4 protein-coding genes and 2 pseudogenes are annotated in these 2,791 nt (G+C 42.9%); 1 reads left to right on the forward strand and 5 read right to left on the reverse strand.

Translation table 11 applies throughout. The features are described 5' to 3' along the window. Nucleotides 1-206 (reverse strand): annotated as a pseudogene (locus tag ACGF63_RS22635) (hemolysin); the annotation flags it as partial. Here ACGF63_RS22635 and ACGF63_RS22640 point away from each other — a divergent pair. Further along, nucleotides 200-379 (forward strand): annotated as a pseudogene (locus ACGF63_RS22640) (SymE family type I addiction module toxin); the annotation flags it as partial. The pseudogenes ACGF63_RS22635 and ACGF63_RS22640 overlap by 7 nt on opposite strands. 50 nt (nucleotides 380-429) lie before the next feature. On the opposite strand, the gene ACGF63_RS22645 reads toward ACGF63_RS22640, so the two are convergent. The 4 genes from ACGF63_RS22645 to ACGF63_RS22660 all read right to left on the reverse strand — a co-directional run. Further along, entirely contained in the window at nucleotides 430-747 is a 318-nt protein-coding gene (locus ACGF63_RS22645; protein ID WP_036843885.1) for a hypothetical protein, read from the reverse strand. Continuing rightward, entirely contained in the window at nucleotides 744-1,640 is an 897-nt protein-coding gene (locus tag ACGF63_RS22650) for a hypothetical protein (RefSeq protein ID WP_070974743.1), read from the reverse strand. Before ACGF63_RS22650 ends, ACGF63_RS22645 begins: the two co-directional genes overlap by 4 nt. A gap of 47 nt (nucleotides 1,641-1,687) precedes the next feature. After that, nucleotides 1,688-1,912 carry a hypothetical protein gene (locus ACGF63_RS22655; RefSeq protein ID WP_036843884.1) on the reverse strand — a complete coding sequence of 75 codons (225 nt, stop codon included), beginning with the start codon at nucleotides 1,910-1,912 and terminating at the stop codon, nucleotides 1,688-1,690. Further along, nucleotides 1,899-2,791, reverse strand: an 893-nt coding sequence (locus tag ACGF63_RS22660; RefSeq protein WP_387633332.1) for a hypothetical protein, incomplete at its 5' end; no start/stop codon positions are given. The genes ACGF63_RS22660 and ACGF63_RS22655, both read right to left, overlap by 14 nt.

Consider the following 2,791-nt stretch of genomic DNA (forward strand, 5'->3'; position numbering starts at 1 on the left):
ACCTGTGCGCTGATTTCCCGAATGAGTTGTGCCTGTCTCAGTCGTTTCTGTTCTTTCTCTTTATCAAAGATAGGGCTTAACGCATTGCCGGCATTGTCGGTATCACGGCTCAGGGTGGTGATATCCTGTTGCTGTTTGTCCTTATCCCGGATAGCAATCGTGCCATCACTGACTGCCGCATGAGTGGTGCTTTGGGCATGGCCTTCTTAGCACCCGCCACGAAGACCGCAGCACAGGGATGACCCGTTATTACAGCCAGCATCCCAGCCTGCACCTTAAAGGCAACTGGCTGGAAGAGGCCGGGTTTGCGACCGGACAGCCGGTACGGGTCTGCGTTGAGCACGGGCTGTTGGTTATCTGGCTTGTTGAGAACAGCTGACGGCTAAAAGAAGGAATATCCCGGCCACTTCAACTGACCGGGACGTCTAATTAACAAAAATCCTGTTCTATATTATCTTCCGCCTTTAGGATTTCCAAAAAGCGTTGATAAGCAGTTTCATCTAACTCAAGTAAATCATCCAATAATTGTTCTTCTATTAATGCCCAATGATGAACACTCTTAGCATCATCATTCGAGAAAAAAACAGTTCTAAAATCTATCGTTGTATCAATAACTGAGACTTCATTAGATTTATATGCCTGTAAACCTCCATAATTTGGTGGTAACCCATAAAAATATGTTTCATCACCAAACCAATATATGGCAAAAACATCAACAATAGAGCCATCTGATTCTTTTATTTTCATTTAACATTATCCTTTATTGAATCTATTACCTTTTTAGGATCCTGTTGGATTCTCTGAGGGGTAGTAATCTTCATGTCATAGGTTTTACCAGTATTTGAGTTGTATTGATAATGTATAGTTATCGTTTGTCCACTAGGGAGCCTATGTTTCGCCTCCATTTTCTGAAAACCAGCTGCTGTAGGAAAACGGGGATCTTTATTCATGCCTAACAATTTACTTCCTTGTAACGGATTTGATTCAACCTGTTTCCAGAAAGTTTGTTCATTCAGATCCCTTGGCGCGGCAACTTGTTGTCCTGGTTTTGCCGTTGATATTTTCTCAGCATTTTTAATAAGCTGCTGATGGTAAACAGTATTAGCCGATTTATCACCCAGATTCGTTGTGCCTTGACTGTTTTGCCCAATCTTTTCCAGCGCCGCTTTCTCTGTATTAACAACCGCACCTGTGGTCCCTTTTGTTGTTGGCGATGATTTCGGCCCTTTGCTGCCTTCAACAATGATAGGTAGCGTCATTGCCATCGCAGCGGCAGTCTCCTTACTCATGCCCATCGCTTCAAAGCGTTTTGTCCAGCCGAGTTCGCCTACTTTGCCTGTGGCCGCCTGGCCCAGCGTATTCACCGCAGACAGGTAATTTCTGAACTCAACCGGCAATGTGCCATCCCTGTCCATATTTTTGAGGGTACTCTCAAACACAGGCCACTGATCAACCAGATAACCATACTTCTGCGCACACTGGTTCGGGTTGCTGTTACAGGAGTCCATCATTTCCTGCTGATTACGGATATTGGTATCAACCATCTCCTTGATCACCTGCTTACAGCTTTCTCCTTCACTGGTTCGGGCCTTGTGCGCAAAATTGTCCAGCTCATTCACACTCAGATAGTTATTCTCCACAACAAAAAAATCCCAGCTCAACTGCTGGGATCGTTCTTATCGGGTAACTAACGAATACCAAATAACCAAAACACAAAACCTGCCAGAAATCCTGACGTACTGATTTTTAGATACATTCCAATATTATCGCTAATGAAATGAAAAATTTCTTTTCCACCACCAACCCAATAACCAAGTACGTGAAACATTATACACATTAGAAACACTGCTAGAAAAAAAGAACAAGATAAATACAACATGACCATGATCGATTTAGCTTTATTTCTTTTCACCTTGTTTCTCCTTATTTTCTATAGCGCTTCCGACACCACTATTAAATAAACCTGATGCAGCTGAATCTCCTAAATTACCCATGGTAGAAGGAATGGAACTTTTTGATGCAGGCCTTGTAATTGTCCAAATACCTATAGGTTGCCATTCATATTCTTTTGACACAGGGTTAAAAATTTTATTGAATGGAACCTTGATAGTATTACCGATTGCATATCCTACACTGGCTCCGCCTTTACTTATTATTGCATTCAAGAAAGGATCATCACCTTTAATTTCGGCCGTGTAGTAACCACCTGCCGCATTCCACATGACAGTGGGGTTGTAACCTTTCCCGGCTGTGATAGCTCCTACGATACCTGCACCAATCAAATCAGAAAGTTTTACTTCCTTTGTCGTACCATATTGAATAGCTGCATTTACACCACTGGTGACGCCTGCTGCAAGTAACTGTTCCTTTCCTTTCGCCCCCTGAATCATCGCCTTTGCACCAAAAACCATTACAGGCCATGAAGTTGGATCTAAGGCGACAGCGGCAACTCTGTTAGAAGTGGTAATATTATCCTTCAAAAACTGCAAATCCTTACCATTCAAATACTGCACTATCTTGATGGCGTCGGGATCTTTTAATTTCTCTGACGACCGAATTTGTAACGATCCCTCATCAAGCGCAACATTCGTATTTGCTTGAATAAGATCTTCATAAGTCACGCAGGTAATGCCCCCTCCTTTGCATTTTTCCTCTAATTCGGTGCTATTCTTATTGCTGATGTCCAAATACTTCTGAATGACCGCACCGCAGTCCCCTCCTTTGGCCTTACACTCGGCCAACTCTTTATCAAAACGGCGGCTTTCGTCCTCATAAAGATAGTTATTCTCCA

Source organism: Photorhabdus sp. RM322S (genome assembly GCF_042879395.1).
In the GTDB taxonomy this organism is placed as follows: Bacteria; Pseudomonadota; Gammaproteobacteria; order Enterobacterales; family Enterobacteriaceae; genus Photorhabdus; species Photorhabdus khanii.

Excerpts from the sequence above, each read along its gene's own strand:
- ACGF63_RS22645 (WP_036843885.1), bottom strand. The coding sequence starts at position 747 with ATGAAAATAAAAGAATCAGATGGCTCTATTGTTGATGTTTTTGCCATA.